This is a genomic window from Roseomonas sp. SRI_022 (assembly GCF_057586215.1).
Map to the genome: position 1 here is coordinate 173,364 of NZ_JBYCZL010000011.1, position 17,547 is coordinate 190,910.

Below are 17,547 nucleotides of genomic sequence, written 5' to 3' on the forward strand. Positions count from 1 at the left end.
GCCCCTGAAGGTCACGCCGCGACCTCCCCGATCAGCCGCGCCGCCTCCGCACCCTTCAGCTTCGCGATGTCGTCCTGGTACTTCAGCAGCACGCCCAGCGTTTCATCGACCGCGCCAGGTTCCAGTTCCTTGGCGTCCAGAGCGGCGAGCGCCTGCGCCCAGTCGATCGTCTCGGCCACACCCGGCAGCTTGAAGTAGTCGCCCTCGCGGACCTTCTGCACGAAGGCGACGATCTGGGTGGACAGCTTCTCAGGCAGCCCCGGCGCACGCACGCGCAGGATGGCGCGTTCGCGCGCCGCGTCGGGATAGTCCACCCAGTGATAGAGGCAGCGCCGGCGCACCGCGTCGTGCACTTCGCGCGTGCGGTTGGAGGTGATGATGACGACCGGCGGCGTCGCCGCACGCACCGTGCCGAGCTCGGGGATGGAGATCTGGAAGTCGCCCAGGATCTCCAGCAGGAAGGCCTCGAAGGGTTCGTCGGCGCGGTCCAGCTCGTCGATCAGCAGGACCGAGGGCTCACCTTCCAGCGCCTGCAGCAGCGGGCGGGATTGCAGGAAGCGACGGTCGTAGATGCCGCGCTCCAGCGCGTCGCGATCGGTCTCCCCGGCGGCTTCCGCCAGGCGGATCGCCATGAGCTGGCGCGCATGGTTCCACTCATAGGCCGCGGCCGAGAGGTCGAGCCCGTCATAGCATTGCAGCCGCACCAGATGGCGCGGCAACATCTTCGCCAGCACCTTGGCGATCTCGGTCTTGCCGGTGCCGGGCTCGCCTTCGAGGAACAGCGGGCGTCCCATGCGCAGCGCGAGATGCACCGTCGTCGCCAGCGCGCGGTCGGCGATGTAGCCGCCCGCGGCGAGCAGCGCCTGGGTTTCCTCGACGCTGCCCGGAAGCGGCCCGGACATGGCGCCGCTCAGCGCCACAGGAACAGCAGCACCAGGATGACGAACCAGACCGCCCCGCCGCCCCAGGCCAGCAGTGGAATGCCAAGTGGCGCTTCGGGCAACAGGTCGAAGATGGAGATCCCGGCGGGGGTGGCCGGCAGCGGGCGCGCAACGGCCGGTGCATGCTGCCCCTCGGCGGCGACGGGCATCGGTGCTTCGGCCGGCGGGGGCGGGGCCACGGCGGCGGCGAAGCGGTCGAAGAACTGGTCGGACATCTGCTTGGCGGTGCTGTCGATCAACCGCGCGCCGAGCTGCGCCATCTTGCCGCCGACCTGGGCCTTCACCGTGTACTTCAGCAACGTCTCGTCCGGGCCGAGTTCCTCCAGCGCCACATCTGCGCCGCCCTTGGCGAAGCCCATCGCCCCGCCATTGCCCTCACCGGTGATGGTGTAAGACGACGGCGCGTTGATGTTCTCGAGCTTCACCTTGCCGCCGAACTTCGCGGCCATCGGGCCGATCTTGAGCGCGACCTTGGCCTCGAAGGCATCCTCGGCGGTGCGGGTGACGGATTCGCACCCGGGGATCGAGGCGCGCAGCATCTCGGGATCGTTCAGTGCGTCCCACACCCGCTGGCGCGGGGCCTGGATGCGACGCTCGCCGCTCATGTCCATCGGGTATCTCCTGTCCAGCGGGCAAACTAGGGCCGGGGGCGGGGGCGGAAAAGGGGGGCGGACCTCTTGTGGCTCCGGCCCGGGTCCTGCAAGGACGGGGGCGAGGGGCCTCGGCCCCGCCAGGGAAGGGGGACCGAGCGACGATGCGTCTGGCCAGAGCCTTGTGCGCCATGGTGCCGACCACCGCTGCGACGCTGGCGCTGTTGGTGCTGACCGCCGCGCCGGCCGCCGCCGAAGCGGCGAGCGGGGCCGACCTGTCGCTGGCCTGGGGCATTCCCTTCGTGGGGATGCTCGCATCGATCGCGCTGATGCCGCTGCTCGCCGGGCACCTGTGGCATCACCACTACGGCAAGATCGCGGCCGGCTGGGCCGTGCTGCTGGTGGTGCCCTTCGCTATCGCCTTCGGCCCAGTCCGGGCGGCCGATGAGGTCTGGCACATCGTCCTGCAGGAATACATCCCGTTCATCGCCCTGCTGCTCGCACTCTATGTGACCGGCGGTGGTGTGCTGCTGAAGGGATCGCTGGTCGGCACGCCCGCGACCAATGTCGCGCTGCTGGCCTTCGGCACGCTCATCGCGTCGGTCATGGGCACCACCGGGGCGTCCATGCTGCTGATCCGCCCGGTGCTGCGAGCCAACGCCTTCCGTCGGCGCAAGACGCACACCTTCGTGTTCTTCATCTTCCTGGTCAGCAACATCGGCGGCTCGCTGACCCCGCTCGGCGATCCGCCGCTCTATCTCGGCTTCCTCAAGGGCGTGTCCTTCTTCTGGACGACCACGCATCTGTTCGCCGAGTTCCTGTTCTGTGCGGTGCTGCTGCTCGGCATCTACTACGTGCTGGATTCCATCGCCTGGGCCCGGGAGAAGTCCCACGCGCCGGCACCCGGGGCGCGCGAACCTCTCCGCGTCGAAGGCACCGTCAATCTCTGGCTGATCGGCGTGGTGGTGCTGATGGTGCTGGTGCAGGGCGCCTGGCAGCCGGGTGACGTGACCCTCTTCGGCCAGCATATTGGCATCGAGAGGCTGGTCGGCGTCGGCGTCTTCCTCGCCGTGACCTATGCCTCGATGCGGTTGACCGCACCTGCCCTGCGGGAGGCGAACGGCTTCGCCTGGGGCGCGATCCTCGAGGTCGCGAAACTGTTCGCCGCCATCTTCGTCACCATGGCCCCGGTGCTCGCCATACTGCGCGCGGGGATGGACGGTGCGGCCGCGCCGCTCGTCGCGCTGACCTCCGATGCCGCCGGGCAGCCGATCCCCTGGGTGTATTTCTGGCTCACCGGGGCGCTGTCCTCGTTCCTCGACAATGCGCCGACCTACCTGGTGTTCTTCAACCTGGCCGGCGGCGATCCGGGGATGCTGATGACGGAAGGGGCGCTGACGCTGGCCGCGATCTCCTGCGGCGCGGTGTTCATGGGGGCGAATTCCTACATCGGCAATGCCCCGAACTTCATGGTGAAGGCGATCGTCGAGGAGAACGGGGAGCGCATGCCTTCCTTCTTCGGCTATTGCGGCTGGGCGGTGGTCTTCCTGGTCCCGCTGTTCATCCTGGTGACGCTGATCTTCTTCTGAACCGGTCGGTCCGGACCCAGCGCGCGCGGCCCGTATTTCCGGGAAGTGCGACAAAGCGGTTGATTCGTTTCGATCGAATCTTTCTCATGGTGAAGGGAAACATCGCGACAAGAAGCAGGAGGCACGTCCGTGTACCGTAGAACTCTGCTGGCCACTGGCCTTGCAGGCCTGGGGGCGCCTGCGCTGGCCCAGCCTGCCGGCGCACGCACGCTGCGCTTCGTCCCCTTCGCCGACCTGAACAGCATCGACCCGATCTGGACCACGGCCTTCAATGTCCGCGACCACGGCTACCTGGTCTACGATACGCTGTTCGGCACCGACGCCGAGTTCAACATCCGCCCGCAGATGGCGGAGGGCGCGGCGGCCAGTGCTGACGGGCTGACCTGGACGCTGAAGCTCAGGGAAGGGCTGCGCTTCCACGACAATGAGCCGGTCCGCGCGCCCGACGTCATCGCCAGCCTGGCGCGATGGTCGAAGCGCGACGGCTTCGGCCAGAGTTGGGCCGCCGCCATCGCCGAGATGATCGCGACCGACGACCGGACCGTCACCTTCCGCATGCAGCGGCCCTTCCCGCTGTTCATCGCGGCCCTCGGCAAGCCCAGTTCCGTCGTGCCCTTCATCATGCCGGAACGGGTGGCGCGGACCGACGCCTTCCAGCAGATCACCGACGCTACCGGTTCCGGCCCCTATCGTTTCCTGCGCGACGAATGGCGGCCGGGCCATGGCGCGGCCTATGCGCGCAACGAGCGCTACGTGCCGCGCGACGAGGCGCCGTCGGGCACCACCGGCGGCAAGGTGGTGCATTTCGACCGGTTCGAGCTGCGCCACATCCCCGATGCCGCCACGGTGGCGGCGGCGCTGCAGACCGGGGAGGTGGATTGGTGGGACCAGATGCAGCCGGACATCGTGCCGACCATCCGGCGCTCCCGCGGGGCGCGGGTGTTCATCCGCAATCCGCTCGGCACCTTCATGACGATGCGGTTCAACTGCCTGCATCCGCCCTTCAACAACGCCGCCGTCCGCCGGGCGGTCGTACTGGGCATCAATCAGCGCGACTACGGCCTCGCGATCATGGGCAACAACACCGAGCTTCACGACGTGTGCCCCAGCTACTTCACCTGCGGTACGCCCTATGGCGAGCTGGCGCCGATCGCCGACTTCAACGCGCCCCTGCGCACCGGCGATATCGAGGCTGCGAAGGCGGCACTCGCACGGTCGGGCTATTCCGGCGAGAAGGTGATCGTGATGCAGCCGAGCGAGATCCCCGACAACGTCGCGATGAGCCAGCTCACCTACGATCTCATGCGGCGGATGGGCATGAATGCGGAGCTGCTGGCCACCGACTGGGGCACGCTGGTGCAGCGGCGCGCCAACAAGGCGCCAGGACAGTGGAACGCCTTCTGCACCGGCTTCACCGGCGCCGACCAGATCGACCCGGCGGTGAATGTCCAGATGCGCGCCAATGGCGCGGATGCCTGGTTCGGCTGGCCCGACGTGCCTGCGATCGAGGCCGCCCGCGCGCGCTGGTTCAATGCGACCCGGCGCGAGGACCAGCTTGCCGCCGCGCTGGAGATGCAGCGCCACGCCTTCGCCGAGGCGCCCTATGCGACGCTGTCCACCATCCGTTTCCCCTCGGGACTGCGGAACGAGGTGCAGGGCGCGCTGACCGGGCCGGTGCCGGTGTTCTGGAACGTGCGCAAGGCGTAGGGCTTCCCTGCGATCGCGCGGGGTGGCGGGTGCGGGGCCGGTCATTCGACGCCCCGCCCCAGCCGGATTAAACTGGCGCCATTGCCTGTCGAGGATGGTTCTCCATGCCCTATGTGATCGCCGACGACCTGCCCGATGAGCCTGCGGGCGTCCGTTTCCGCCGCCTGCTCGACCGGCCGGGGATCCTGCAGATGCCGGGCGCGCATCTCGGTATCGCCGCGCTGCTGGCGAAGAAGCAGGGGTTCGAGGCGCTGTACATGTCCGGTGCGGCCATGTCCGCGACCATGGGCCTGCCCGACCTCGGCATGATCACCGTCGATGACGTCGCCTGGCACATCCGCCAAGTGGTGCGCGCGGCCGCCCTCCCGGTGCTGGTCGATGGCGATACCGGCTATGGCGAGGCGCTCAACGTCATGCACATGGTCCGGACCTTCGAGGAAGCCGGGGCAGGGGCCGTGCATCTCGAGGACCAGTTGCTCCCCAAGAAATGCGGGCATCTCAACGACAAGAAGCTCGCCAGCGCGGAGGACATGGCCGCCAAGGTCGCCGCGGCCCGCAAGGCGCGGAAGAACCTCGTCATCATCGCCCGCACCGATGCGGCGGCGAGCGAAGGCATGGACGGCGCGGTGGCGCGCGCGAAGCGCTACCTCGACGCCGGCGCGGATGCGATCTTCCCCGAGGCGCTGACCACCCGCGACATGTTCGTCGAATTCGCGAAGCGCATGCCCGGCATGAAGCTGCTCGCCAACATGACCGAGTTCGGCCGCACGCCCTTCTTCACCGCCGCCGAATTCCAGGAGATGGGCTACGCGATGGTGATCTGGCCCGTCAGCCACCTGCGCATCGCCGCGCGCGCGATGGAGGAGCTGTATGTCGCGATCCGCAAGGATGGCGGCACGCAGAACACGGTCGGACGCATGCAGACGCGCGCTCAGCTCTACGAGACCATCGGCTACCACGAGTATGAATCGCTCGATGCGAGCCTGATCAAGACCATCGTGCCCGAAGGCATGCCGCAGGGCTGAAGTACGGCGCGTTTCCTTTCGGAGAAGCGTGAAACCCTTTCGCCGGCTGGACGTTGGCGGATCACTGGATGCGGCGCGTGGGCGCCGGATCCGGGTCATCCGTGCGGCTCATGGCGAAAGGATCCCTCATGCGACCTCTGCTCCTTGCAACCGCGGCGCTGATCGGCGCGAGCGGCGCTGCATCCGCGCAGCATCTCAGCGGCATCTATGTCGGCGGCGGTGCGATGCTCAACTTCGTCCAGAGCAGTGACGTCACGCTCGGGGCGGGTCTGAACGGCAGTGCTGCGACGCAGGGCATGGGCCGCAACGGCACGGTGGATTTCAATCTCGGCTACGGCGGCGTGCTGGCTGTCGGCTATGGCTTCGGCAACGGCCTTCGCGCCGAGCTTGAAGGCAGCTTCCGCTACAATGAGGTGGACGGCATGTCCGGCTTCGGCGGCGGCGGCAGCTTCGGCCAGTTCCGTGGCAGCCAACGCACCTATGGCGTGATGGCCAATGCGCTGTACGAATTCGATGTCAACCCGCGCTTCCGCCCCTATCTCGGCGCGGGCGTCGGCTGGATGTGGACCGAATGGCACGCGGTGCGCGGCACCAATTCCATCGCGCGGATCGGTTCGGACGACACCGACAGCAACTTCGCCTACCAGCTGATCGCCGGCTTCGCCGTGCCGCTCAGCCAGCGATGGGCGCTCACGCTCGACTACCGCTTCATGCAGGTGCTGGACTCCGAACGCGACGGCCTTGCCGCGCGGGTGGCCGCGCCCAATGGCGTGTCGCGCGGCAAGATGAGCTCGGACAACTTCAACCACTCGGTCCTGCTTGGCGTGCGCTATGCCTTCGGCGCGGCGCCGCCCGCCGCACCTCCGCCGGCCGCAGCCCCCGCGCCGGCGCGCACCTTCCTGGTCTTCTTTGACTGGAACCGCGCCGATCTCAACGACCGCGCCCGGCAGATCATTGCCGAAGCGGCGCAGGCGCGCAGCCGCCAGCCGGTCACCCGCATCGAGGTGAATGGCTACACCGACACCTCGGGCTCGGCGCAATACAACCAGGCGCTGTCGGTCCGCCGCGCCAATGCGGTGGCGGCGGAACTGGTGCGGCTCGGCGTGCCGCGTGGGGAGATCGTCGCCCAAGGCTTCGGCGAGACGAACCTGCTGGTATCCACGCCCGACAATACGCGGGAGCCGCAGAACCGGCGCGTCGAGATCATCCTGCGCTGAACCGGGCCGTGACGGGGTCGGGCGACGACAGCGCCCGGCCCCGCCTCAAGCCACCAGGAGATTGCCGAGCGCGAAGCGGATCGTCGATTCATCGGCGACCGGCGGTCGCCCGAGGAACTCGCACAGGTCGGCGATCTGCTGCGGGATCTCGCTCGCCTGGTAGAAGGCGAGCGGCGTCCCGTGCTTCATGATTGATTCGATGGTGAACACGATCGCCTCCTCCGAGCAGGTGATGCCGTGTTCCTGTGCCTTGGCGCGCAGCAGCAGGGCGAAGTCCTGCGGGCTCGGCCCATGGACGTGGATCTTGTAGGGCAGGCGGCGCAGGAAGGCGCCATCCATCAGGTCGCGCGGGGACAGGTTGGTCGAGAAGACGAGCAACTGGTCGAAGGGGATCTGGAAGGACTGGCCGGTGTGCAGCTTCAGGAAGTCGATGCGTCGGTCCATCGGCACGACCCAGCGGTTGAGCAGCGCATCGGGGCGCACCAGCTGGCGGCCGAAATCGTCGATCAGCAGCACGCCGTTCATCGCCTTGACGTGCAGCGGGGCCTCGTAGAAGCGGGCCGTCTCCTCGAATTTCAGGTCCAGCATGTCGAGGCTGAGTTCGCCACCGGCGGCGACGAAGGGCCGCCGGCACGGCACCCAGCGCGGGTCGAATTCGTCGGCGAACAGGCTGCTCGTGGTCCGCCCGCCGCCGGTGCCGAGCTGGCGATGCACCGACGGGTCGAAGACCTTCACGATCTGGCCCGCGACCTCGAAGCAATGGGGCACCAGCACCATGGCGCCGAAGGCCTTCACCATGCGCTCGGCGATCGAGGTCTTGCCGTTGCCCGGCGCGCCGTAGAGCAGGATCGACCGGCCGGCATTCGCGGCGATGCCGACCTTGGCGAGCAGTTCCTCCTCGACCACGAGGGGGTTCATCGCCGAGGCGACGGCCTGCGCGGTCACCACCTCCCCGCGGATCGTCTGGCGCAGGACGCGGCGGGAATATTCCTCGAGCGAGACGGGCAGGGGGCCGATATAGGCGCTGTTGGCGAAGGCCTCGACCGCCATGGATCGGCCGCGCGGGGTCAGGTCCACGCGCAATTCGCCGGCAACGATGCCCGGCTTGAGCTCGACGATGCCCTGCCCGCGCGCCGTTTCGATCAGCACGGTCGCGAGGCGCCGCGAGATGGCCAGCGTCTGGGCGATGGAAGCAGTGCTGCCCTGGCCGGTGTTGCTGAGGTACTTCACCAGCATGTCGAGCACGATGCGGGAATCGATGCCGAGCTGGGCGATGCTGTCGGGCGGCGCCGGCAGGCCTTCCTGCAGGTCGGCGACGGTGTGGGCGCTGAGCAGGCCCATCTCGACCAGCACGTCGCCGAGCGCACGCCCAGTCCTCGACTGCACCTCCAGCGCGTCGTTCACCTCATGGCGGGACAGCAGTTCGAGGGCGACAACAAGGTCACTGAAGCGCAAGACAAGCCTCCGGGGATGCCGCTGCGGGAATCACGGTGTCGTGCGAACGCTATCCGGCGCGCGCCCGCCGGTCCATCACCACGACCGCCCGGCCGGTGAATTCCTCGCCGCGCCGAGGGGTCTTGCGCCGCTGGCGCGCCGGACCCAACCCTCATCGGCACAGATGCCTCCCATCCTGATCGGCTCCGAGATCTACCGCCGTTCCAGCTACGGGCCGAAGCACCCGCTGGCCATTCCGCGCGTCTCCGTGGCGCTCGACCTGATCCGCGCGCTCGGCTGGCTGCCGCCGGCGCAGTATCGCGACAGCCCGATAGCGACCCCCGGCGATCTCGCCCGCTTCCACGCACCGGACTACCTCGACGCGTTGCAGCGGGCCGAGGCCACCCAGGAGGTGACCGCCGAGGAGCGCGAGCGATTCCGCCTCGGCGCCGACGGCAACCCGATCTATCGCGAGATGTTCCGCCGCCCGGCAACCAGCGCGGGGGGCACGATGCTCGCGGCCGAACTGACCCGGGATGGCGGCATGGTCCATGTCCCCGGCGGCGGGACGCATCACGGACGGCCCGACCGGGCGAGCGGCTTCTGCTTCCTCAACGACGCGGTGCTCGGGCTGCTCGGCTGGCTGGACCAGGGGCTGACGCGCCTCCTCTACCTCGACATCGACGCGCATCATGGGGACGGCGTGCAGGATGCCTTCCACGACGACCCGCGCGTCTTCACCCTGTCGGTGCATGAGGATGGGCGCTGGCCCTTCAGCGGCGGCGCCGGCGACCGGGCAGGGGGCCATGCGCGGAACATTCCCGTGCCGGCCGGCTTCAACGACAGCGAGATGCTGTGGGTGCTGCATGAGGCGATCCTGCCCATCGCGCGGCACCTCCGCCCGCAAGCCATCATGGTCCAATGCGGAGCCGACGCGCTGGAGGAAGACCCGCTGGCGCGACTGTCCCTGTCCAACAATGCGCACCGGGCGGTGGTGGGGGCGGTGATGGGCCTCGCGCCGCGGCTCATCGTGCTCGGCGGCGGCGGGTACAATCCCTGGTCGGTCGCGCGCTGCTGGGCCGGGGTCTGGGGCCGGCTCACCGGCCAGGCCATGCCGGATCGCCTGCCGCCGGCGGCCGAAGCCATTCTGCGCGGCCTGACCTTCTCCCGTGCCGCGGGCCGCAACCCGCCCGAGGCCTGGTTCACCACTCTGGCCGACCCGCCGCGGCCGGGCGTGGTGCGCGCCGTCGTCCGCCGCGCCGCGGCCCAGGCGATGGAGGACCTTCCCGGCGCGCCGCCGGCCGTGCCATGACAGGGGCATGATGTTCCGCCGCGCCCTGCTGGCTGCCCTTCTCGCCGCCCCCGCTGCCGCCGTCGCCCAGCCGGGCGTGGACCAGCCGCAGGCGCGCCTGCCGACCGAGCCCCTGGTCATCCAGACCCGCGACGGCCGGCGGCTGCCCTTCACCGTCGAAATGGCGATCCGCTCCGATCAGCAGATGATCGGCCTGATGTTCCGCCCCGAGGTGAAGCCCAACGAGGGCATGCTGTTCGACTGGGGCAGCCCGCGCGAAAGCAACATGTGGATGCGCAACACCATCTCGTCGCTCGACATGGTGTTCATCGCCGCGGATGGGCGCATCCATCGCATCGCGGAACGCACCGTGCCGCTGTCGCTCGCGACCGTGTCCTCCGGCGGGCCGGTCCGGGCCACGCTGGAACTGGCGGCCGGGGTGACGGAACGGCTGGATATCCGGGCCGGCGACCGCGTGCTGCACCCGATGTTCGGCACCGCCCCCTGACGCGGGCCGGGGTATTCGGACCGGCTGGCGCTTGCCCCCGGGCCGCCGCTTCCATAGGGTGCGCCGCGACGGGGCGTAGCGCAGTCTGGTAGCGCACTTGGTTTGGGACCAAGGGGTCGCTGGTTCGAATCCAGTCGCCCCGATTCGACTTCCGAGGACATGAGCATGTCGCAGAGCAGGGGCCTGGCCCGCATCTTCCAGCCGCCGAAGTCGGCGATGCAGTCGGGCCGCGGCAATGCCCATGCCTGGGTGCTGGAATATGCGCCGTCCGAGGCGAAGGTGCTCGACCCGCTGACCGGCTGGGTCGGCTCGGGCGACATGCGCCGCCAGATCCGCCTGGAATTCGCGACGCGGGACCAGGCGCTCGCCTATGCCGAGGCGCAGGGCATCGCCTATGAGGTCGAGGTCCCGGCCGCGCCCGTGGCGATGAAGCCCAAGGTCTATGCCGACAATTTCCGCTTCGGCCGGTTCGATAACTGGTCGCACTGACCGCGCTTGCCCGTGGTAGGACCGCAACGGGCGCCCTTAGCTCAGTTGGATAGAGCATCGACCTTCTAAGTCGAATGTCGGGGGTTCGAATCCCTCAGGGCGCGCCAGATTTTCACTGCCCTGGAACAAGATCGGGCTCGGGCCGCTTTCGGCACCAAGCAGACATCCGTGCGTCATCCGGCGAGTTCATGACGATCACCCATCAAGGGCATTTGGGCTTGGCCACGATGAAAGTCAGTCGCGGCCGCAGAGGTAGGCGCGGCAACTGCTACTCGGGGTAGACCTGAGCCTCCTCCGGTCCGGCCCTATTGAAAAGGATAAATACCAAAGGGTTGCCGGGCTCGGACATCGCATCGCTGCGCTGGCCCGTGATCTGCCCGGCCACGCCGCTTCGATACTCCGCGACGACTTCGCCGAAGCTGTTGCGCTGAATCGCAACCTTTTGTCCGGGTTCGACCCGGTCGTTGAGCCGAACCAGATGTTCAACGAGCCCGCCCGCGCTGGCCAGGACCGGAAACGCGCTGTTCCCGACGAAGACAGTCACGTCTTTGCCGGTGCGACCCATCGGCCCGCCAATGATGCCGTGGTGCTTGAGGACGTTCATCGTGCCTTCGACGAAGAGCGAGATCATCGCGGGATCCAGCACGCGCGCGGCGCCGATCTCCGGCGTGAAGGACGGGATACCCGCATCCAAGAAGGCGTTGTGCAGGACGCCAGGGTATACGTGATTGTCGAAGATCTGGCCGACCGGATACAGTTCCAGCATGGCCCTGACCTCGGGCACATCCATGCCGCCAATATTGAAGGCAGTGACTTCGAAGCCGGTGGTCCCGGTGTGGAAGTCGATCGCGAAATCGGCGTTCGGTCGCAGCAGGCGGTTGAAGAGGAGCCCGGCGTGCCGGCTGGGCGCAGTGGCGCCGTTCTCGTTCCCGGGCCATTCCCGGTTCATGTCGATCAGATCGATGCCGCGGCCCTGGTTGGGCCATCGGCGCTGCATGCTTTCCAGGGCCGGCCGGGACACGTCCGTGACTGCCATCACCGTGCCCGACATCCGCGCGGGGTCGAGCTGGTTCATCACGGTCTGGACCGTGTGCACGGAACTCATCTCGTCGCCATGCACGCCACTGACCAGGATGCCGCGCTTGCCCGGACGTGCTCCCTTGGCGACCGTCACGGACACATACCAGTGCTGTCCGGTCGGCATCTCAACGCCCCGGAAATGCAGGAGATGCTTCCTGCCCGGCTCCAGGTCGTTGACATCGAGTGCGCTGACGACCCTTTTCCCGCCGATAACATCGCCGGTGTAGACCGTTCCTGACGGCGGACTGGCGGCGACCGCTGCATCCCGGGCATTCGCGGCACCAGCGTTGACGGCGACGGCAGCCGTGGCGCCGATCGCGGCAACGGGCGCCAATATCAGATCGCGGCGGTCGATGCCTTTTGCGGATGTGTCCGGCATGACGGGCCCTTTGTGACTGTGAAGGCAGCGGTCAACGTCAAACGCACTGTTAGCATGCGGGCACTGCATGCACATTGGCCGCATGTTCCCGCGGGAAATGCGGGTTTGCCGCTGAACTCTCGGTGATACGCATGTCTGGCAGAAGCCAGGCCGGGACTTGCGGTCGCGCTGCGAGGCACACATGGCGGGGCATCCGCACCATCAAGGCGCAGGTCTAGCCGCCGCCGGCCCGGGCGGATTACACCTCCGCGAAACGCCGGCGACCGCAGGCCACGAGGACCCCCGCCCATGTTCCAGTTGTTTCGCCGGATGATGCCGCGCGAGGAGAACTTCTTCGAGATGTTCGCCCGTCATGCCGAGGCCATCGTGCGCGGCGCCGGCGAACTACGCGCCATGCTCGAGGGCGGGGAGGCGGTCGCCCGCCACTACCCCGCCGTGCTGCGCGCCGAGGACGATGCCGACGCCATAACGCGCGAGGTCGTGCAGGCCGTGCGTCACACTTTCGTCACCCCCTTCGACCGCGGCGACATCCAGGCGCTGATCAGCCGGATGGACGACACGCTCGACCAGATGAAGAAGGCGGCGAAGTCCATCGTCCTGTTCGGCATGGTCGAATTCGCCGACGACCTGCGCCGCATGGGCGATGCCATCGAACGCTGCGCCGCGCTGCTGCGCGACGCCGTGCCGCTGATGGCGCGCATCAGCAGCAATGCCGGGCGCATCAACGAGCTCTGCGAGCAGATCCGCCAGGTCGAGGGCGAGGTGGACGACATTCACGATTCTGGCATGACCGCCCTGTTCCGCGCCGCCAAGGACGGCGACGCGCTGCGTTTCATCGCGATGCGGGAGGTCTACGACCAGCTCGAGAAGATCGTGGACCGCTTCGACGATGCGGCGAACGAGATCGAGAGCATCGTGGTCGAGCACGTCTGACCGGACCATGGATGCGACACTCGCGCTGCCACTGCTGATCGGCCTGATCGCCGTCGCGCTGGCCTTCGACTTCCTGAACGGGCTGCACGACGCGGCCAATTCCATCGCGACCATCGTCTCGACGCGGGTGCTGAGGCCGCACTATGCGGTCGCCTGGGCGGCCTTCTTCAACTTCATCGCCTTCCTGTTCTTCGGCCTGCATGTGGCGCAGACCATCGGCACGGGCATCGTCTCGGCGGCCATCGTCGATCCACGGGTGATCTTCGGTGCGCTGTCGGGCGCGATCGCGTGGAACCTGATCACCTGGTGGGCGGGCATCCCGTCCTCCTCCTCCCACGCCCTGGTCGGGGGCATCCTCGGGGCGGGCATCGCCAAGGCGGGGGTCGGCGCGATCGTCTGGTCAGGTCTCGGCAAGACGCTGTTCGCCATCGTGCTGTCGCCGGCCATCGGCATGATCCTCGCGATGGTGCTGATGCTGGTGGTGTCCTGGACCTTCTCACGCACCACGCCGTTCAAGGTCGACACCACCTTCCGCTCGCTGCAGTTCGTCTCGGCCTCGCTCTACTCGCTCGGCCATGGCGGCAACGATGCGCAGAAGACGATGGGCATCATCGCGGTGCTGCTGTTCTCGCAGGGCATGCTCGGGGACAGTTTCCACGTGCCCTTCTGGGTGGTGCTGTCCTGCCAGGCGGCGATGGGGCTCGGCACGCTGTTCGGCGGCTGGCGCATCGTCCACACCATGGGATCCAAGATCACCCGGCTGACGCCGATGCAGGGCTTCTGCGCCGAGACCGGCGGTGCGATCACCCTGTTCGCCGCGACCGGGCTCGGCGTGCCGGTCTCGACGACCCACACCATCACCGGAGCGATCATCGGCGTGGGCGCCATCCGGCGGACCTCCTCGGTGCGCTGGGGCGTGGCGAGCGGCATCGTCGTCGCCTGGGTGCTGACCATCCCGGCCTCGGCGCTGATCGCCGCGCTGACCTTCGCCCTGGCGGGATTGTTCGGATAAGCGGATCAGTCAGGCGGATGGAGCCTGCAAGGCGGGAACAGGCGCTGCCGACAGCCGATGGTTGACCAGCCGCCAGCGCCGGCCCGACCTTGTGACAGATCCGCGCGACCGGATGAGGAACGCCTATGACCGATGCTTCGTCCGACTGCGGCCTGCCGATCGGGACGCCGGTGCTGACCCCGACCGGCCAGGTCGCGGTGGAGGACCTCGCGCCCGGTGCCCTGGTGCTCGCCATCTCCGGCACCTCCGCGCCCTTCCAGCCGGTGCTCGAGGTGCGCCGGCTGCGCTGGGCTGGCCCGATGGTCCGCCTGTTGGCCGAGGCGCTGGACGACGGCGCCCCGCAGGAGGACCTGCTGCTGCCCCCGGGCCAGGCCCTGCTGCTCGACGGCGCCCTGGTCGCCGCGGAGGCGCTGGTCGATGGCCATGGCATCCTCTCGGTTCCCGCCGATGGGCCGATGGAACTCGTGCAGGTGACACTGGCCGGGCATGACGCCCTTCTGGCCGCCGGGGCGGCGGTGGAATCCGCCCGGCCGCATCGCGATGCGCCGGATTGCGCGCCGCGTCGCGCGCCGGACGCCACGCTGCGCGCCATGCTGTCCTGGCGGGCGGAACGGATGGGCTGGGCCAACCCCGAGCCCGCAACGCCGGTCCCGCGCGTCGGCTCGCTGCGCGACCGGCTGGCGGCGTCCCCCTTCGCCCCCGCGATTCCGCTTGTCCTGCCCGGCGGGGATCCCGAGGAGACGGAAAGCGGGATAGACTGACCTCGCACGTCCAGGAGAGATCGCCATGACCGAGCCCTGCATCGTCGGCTGGGCGCACAGCCCCTTCGGCAAGCGCGAGGACGCACCCGACCTCGAATCCTTGATCGCAGGCGTCGCACGCGCTGCCATCGAGGATGCCGGCATCGGGCCGGAGGACATTGATGCCGGCTTCGTCGGTGTCTTCGGGGAAGGCTTCACGCCGCAGGGCTTCCCGGCCTCGCTGGTGCTGCAATCGGTGCCGGAACTGCGCTTCAAGCCGATCACGCGATACGAGAACGCCTGCGCGACCGGCTCGGCCGCGATCCATGGCGCGCGGGATTTCCTCGCCGCAGGGCGTGGCCGCTTCGCGCTGGTCGTCGGCGCGGAGAAGATGACCTCGACCCCCGGCCCGAAGGTCGGCGACATCCTGCTGACCGCGTCCTACCGCAAGACGGAACAGGACATCGAAGGTGGCTTCGCCGGCGTCTTCGGCCGCATCGCCGAAGCGTATTTCCAGCGCCATGGCGACCAGTCCGACGCGCTCGCCGCCATCGCGGCGAAGAACCACAAGAACGGCGTGGACAATCCCTGGGCGCAGATGCGCAAGGATCTCGGCTACGAGTTCTGCCGCACCGAGAGCGAGAAGAACCCCTATGTCGCCCGCCCCTTGAAGCGGACTGACTGCTCGCTGGTGTCGGACGGTGCGGCCGCGCTGGTGATGACGGATGCGGAGACGGCGAAGGCGATGAACAAGGCGGTGCGCTTCCGCGCCGCCGTGCAGGTCAACGACTTCCTGCCGATCGCCGCGCGGGACATCGTCCGCTTCGAAGGGGCGAAGGAAGCCTGGGCGCGTGCCTATGCGCAGGCCGGCATCACCGTGGCCGACCTGTCCTTCGTCGAGACGCATGACTGCTTCACCATCGCCGAACTGATCGAATACGAGGCGATGGGCCTCGCCGCCGAAGGCAAGGGCGGCCGTGCCGCACTGGAAGGCTGGACGGCGGCGGGCGGGCGGCTGCCGGTCAATCGTTCGGGCGGGCTCAAGGCCAAGGGGCATCCGATCGGGGCGACCGGGGTGTCGATGCATGTGCTTGCCGCCATGCAGCTCACCGGCGGCGCCGGTGCGATGCAGCTTCCGAAGGCCGATCTCGGCGGCGTCTTCAACATGGGCGGCGCGGCGGTGGCGAATTACGTCTCGGTGCTCGAAAGAGCCCGCTAGGCGATGCCCGTTGTGGCCACGCGGCGATTCGCCGCCGCGCGCGCCCATCCCGTGAATGGAGCGTTAAACTTTCACGAGAATATTGCGACACTGTAAATCGCGTTATAGTTGATTTGGGTGGCTGAGCCCCACTCGAATCAAGGAATGCGCGATGTCCGGAACCTGGTACGCCCCCGACGGCACGCCGCGCGTGCCGAACGGCCCGACCGGCGGCGACGATTCCTACATCGGCTCCGATGCCCAGGACGTCTGGCCCAACGACGAAGCCAACCTCGTCAACCAGATCCATGGCGGGGAGGGCAACGATACAATCGACGGCCGTGGCGGCGACGACTTCCTCTACGGCAACGAGGGTGACGACCTGCTCCTGGGCGGGGACGACAACGACGCGCTGTCCGGCGGGGCGGGCAACGACACACTGTATGGCGGGGCGGGCGACGACGTCCTCAACGGCATTCCCGGCGACGACACCGCCTATGGTGGCGACGGCAGCGACACGGTGGAACTGGCCGGTGGCGCCGCCGGCCATCGCTGGGAATGGGTCGAGAGCGCCAGCGGTTGGAACGTCATCGACACCGACCTGTCCGATGGCGATGACGGGCGGGACTTCATCGCCGGCGACATCGAATGGGTCACGTATGGCGAAACCGGCGAGACGCTGCAGACGCCCTGCTTCGCCGCGGGCACGCGCATCCTGACCGATCGGGGGGAAGTGGCGATCGAGACCCTGCGCAGCGGCGACATGGTCGTCACGCTCGGCCTTGGTGGCGCCTGGCTGCGGCCCGTGCGCTGGATCGGCCGCCGCCGCGTGGACACGCGCCGTCACCCGCGCCCGGCAGAGGTGTGTCCCGTGCGCGTGCATGCCGGGGCGCTCGGCCCGGGCATGCCGTGCCGCGATCTCGTCGTCTCACCCGACCACGCGCTCTATCTCGATGGCATGCTGGTCCCGGCCATCGCGCTGGTCGATGGCGCGGCGATCCGGCAGGAAAGCCCAGTGGCCGGCCGCATCGAGTATTTCCACGTCGAGCTGGATCGCCACGACGTGATCGTCGCCGACGGCGCCCCGGCGGAATCCTGGCGCGACTGCGGCAACCGCACGCAGTTCGACAATGCCGGCCGGGTCGTGACCCTGCATCCGGACTTCGCCGCCACGACGTCAGAGGTGCCCGCCTGCGCGCCCTGCGTCGCCGCCGGTCCGCGTGTCGAGCGCATCCGCGCCGCGCTGGCGCGGAGGGGAGATCTCGCGCATCGCCGGCATGGCTGAACAGGCGCCGCGGCCCGGTGCGCCCGCGGCGTGCCCGCTCGGCCTTGCGGATTGCGCGGTCGCGACGGCGCCGTCGCGCTTCCGGGCAAGACCCATACTTTCTTTCCGCCTCTCCGCTACCCCCCAGGA

General features: G+C 68.6%; 16 protein-coding genes and 2 tRNA genes. 14 read left to right on the forward strand and 4 right to left on the reverse strand.

Going from position 1 to position 17,547, the window contains the following annotated elements; genetic code table 11:
• Positions 1-11: 11 nt before the first annotated feature.
• Positions 12-902 (reverse strand): AAA family ATPase, encoded by an 891-nt coding sequence (locus tag AC2YHJ_RS13430; protein WP_487396567.1) that lies wholly within the window; start codon positions 900-902, stop codon positions 12-14.
• 8 nt (positions 903-910) lie between these two features.
• The gene (locus tag AC2YHJ_RS13435; RefSeq protein ID WP_487396568.1) at positions 911-1,552 is read right to left on the reverse strand and encodes an SRPBCC family protein; all 642 of its coding nucleotides are present in this window, start codon (positions 1,550-1,552) and stop codon (positions 911-913) included.
• A 170-nt stretch (positions 1,553-1,722) separates the two neighbouring features.
• Between AC2YHJ_RS13435 and AC2YHJ_RS13440 the strand changes: the two genes are divergently transcribed.
• The 4 genes from AC2YHJ_RS13440 to AC2YHJ_RS13455 all read left to right on the forward strand — a co-directional run bounded on the left by AC2YHJ_RS13440 (position 1,723) and on the right by AC2YHJ_RS13455 (position 7,069).
• Positions 1,723-3,120 carry a sodium:proton antiporter gene (locus tag AC2YHJ_RS13440; RefSeq protein WP_487396569.1) on the forward strand — a complete coding sequence of 466 codons (1,398 nt, stop codon included), beginning with the start codon at positions 1,723-1,725 and terminating at the stop codon, positions 3,118-3,120.
• A 129-nt stretch (positions 3,121-3,249) separates the two neighbouring features.
• Positions 3,250-4,827 carry an ABC transporter substrate-binding protein gene (locus tag AC2YHJ_RS13445; protein WP_487396570.1) on the forward strand — a complete coding sequence of 526 codons (1,578 nt, stop codon included), beginning with the start codon at positions 3,250-3,252 and terminating at the stop codon, positions 4,825-4,827.
• 104 nt (positions 4,828-4,931) lie between these two features.
• Positions 4,932-5,852, forward strand: a complete 921-nt coding sequence (prpB, locus tag AC2YHJ_RS13450) for a methylisocitrate lyase (RefSeq protein ID WP_487396571.1) — start codon at positions 4,932-4,934, stop codon at positions 5,850-5,852.
• Positions 5,853-5,980: 128 nt separating this feature from the next.
• The gene (locus AC2YHJ_RS13455; RefSeq protein WP_487396572.1) at positions 5,981-7,069 is read left to right on the forward strand and encodes an OmpA family protein; all 1,089 of its coding nucleotides are present in this window, start codon (positions 5,981-5,983) and stop codon (positions 7,067-7,069) included.
• Positions 7,070-7,114: 45 nt separating this feature from the next.
• Here the strand turns inward: AC2YHJ_RS13455 and AC2YHJ_RS13460 are convergent, their stop codons facing one another.
• Positions 7,115-8,524, reverse strand: a complete 1,410-nt coding sequence (locus AC2YHJ_RS13460) for an ATP-binding protein (RefSeq protein WP_487396573.1) — start codon at positions 8,522-8,524, stop codon at positions 7,115-7,117.
• A 163-nt stretch (positions 8,525-8,687) separates the two neighbouring features.
• On the opposite strand from AC2YHJ_RS13460, the gene AC2YHJ_RS13465 reads away from it, so the two are divergent.
• From AC2YHJ_RS13465 to AC2YHJ_RS13485, 5 genes are all read left to right on the forward strand, one after another.
• The gene (locus AC2YHJ_RS13465) at positions 8,688-9,815 is read left to right on the forward strand and encodes an acetoin utilization protein AcuC (RefSeq protein WP_487396574.1); all 1,128 of its coding nucleotides are present in this window, start codon (positions 8,688-8,690) and stop codon (positions 9,813-9,815) included.
• Between the two features lie 7 nt (positions 9,816-9,822).
• The gene (locus tag AC2YHJ_RS13470) at positions 9,823-10,302 is read left to right on the forward strand and encodes a DUF192 domain-containing protein (RefSeq protein ID WP_487396575.1); all 480 of its coding nucleotides are present in this window, start codon (positions 9,823-9,825) and stop codon (positions 10,300-10,302) included.
• A 69-nt stretch (positions 10,303-10,371) separates the two neighbouring features.
• A tRNA-Pro gene (locus AC2YHJ_RS13475) sits at positions 10,372-10,445 on the forward strand.
• A gap of 22 nt (positions 10,446-10,467) precedes the next feature.
• On the forward strand, positions 10,468-10,791 hold the full coding sequence (locus tag AC2YHJ_RS13480) for an ETC complex I subunit (RefSeq protein ID WP_487396576.1): 324 nt from the start codon (positions 10,468-10,470) through the stop codon (positions 10,789-10,791).
• 30 nt (positions 10,792-10,821) lie between these two features.
• Positions 10,822-10,898 (forward strand) — tRNA-Arg (locus AC2YHJ_RS13485).
• Between the two features lie 161 nt (positions 10,899-11,059).
• On the opposite strand, the gene AC2YHJ_RS13490 is transcribed toward AC2YHJ_RS13485, so the two are convergent.
• Positions 11,060-12,250, reverse strand: coding sequence for a M14 family metallopeptidase (locus tag AC2YHJ_RS13490; RefSeq protein ID WP_487396577.1), 1,191 nt, complete (start codon positions 12,248-12,250; stop codon positions 11,060-11,062).
• A 288-nt stretch (positions 12,251-12,538) separates the two neighbouring features.
• Here AC2YHJ_RS13490 and AC2YHJ_RS13495 point away from each other — a divergent pair, with 288 nt between their 5' ends.
• The 5 genes from AC2YHJ_RS13495 (at position 12,539) to AC2YHJ_RS13515 (ending at position 17,418) form a co-directional block, all read left to right on the forward strand.
• Positions 12,539-13,183, forward strand: a complete 645-nt coding sequence (locus tag AC2YHJ_RS13495) for a DUF47 domain-containing protein (RefSeq protein ID WP_487396578.1) — start codon at positions 12,539-12,541, stop codon at positions 13,181-13,183.
• 7 nt (positions 13,184-13,190) lie between these two features.
• Complete coding sequence (locus AC2YHJ_RS13500) at positions 13,191-14,195, forward strand: anion permease (RefSeq protein ID WP_487396579.1); 1,005 nt, start codon at positions 13,191-13,193, stop codon at positions 14,193-14,195.
• 125 nt (positions 14,196-14,320) lie between these two features.
• Positions 14,321-14,956, forward strand: a complete 636-nt coding sequence (locus AC2YHJ_RS13505) for a Hint domain-containing protein (RefSeq protein WP_487396580.1) — start codon at positions 14,321-14,323, stop codon at positions 14,954-14,956.
• Positions 14,957-14,981: 25 nt separating this feature from the next.
• On the forward strand, positions 14,982-16,154 hold the full coding sequence (locus tag AC2YHJ_RS13510; protein WP_487396581.1) for an acetyl-CoA acetyltransferase: 1,173 nt from the start codon (positions 14,982-14,984) through the stop codon (positions 16,152-16,154).
• A 151-nt stretch (positions 16,155-16,305) separates the two neighbouring features.
• Complete coding sequence (locus AC2YHJ_RS13515; RefSeq protein WP_487396582.1) at positions 16,306-17,418, forward strand: Hint domain-containing protein; 1,113 nt, start codon at positions 16,306-16,308, stop codon at positions 17,416-17,418.
• Positions 17,419-17,547 lie beyond the last annotated feature (129 nt).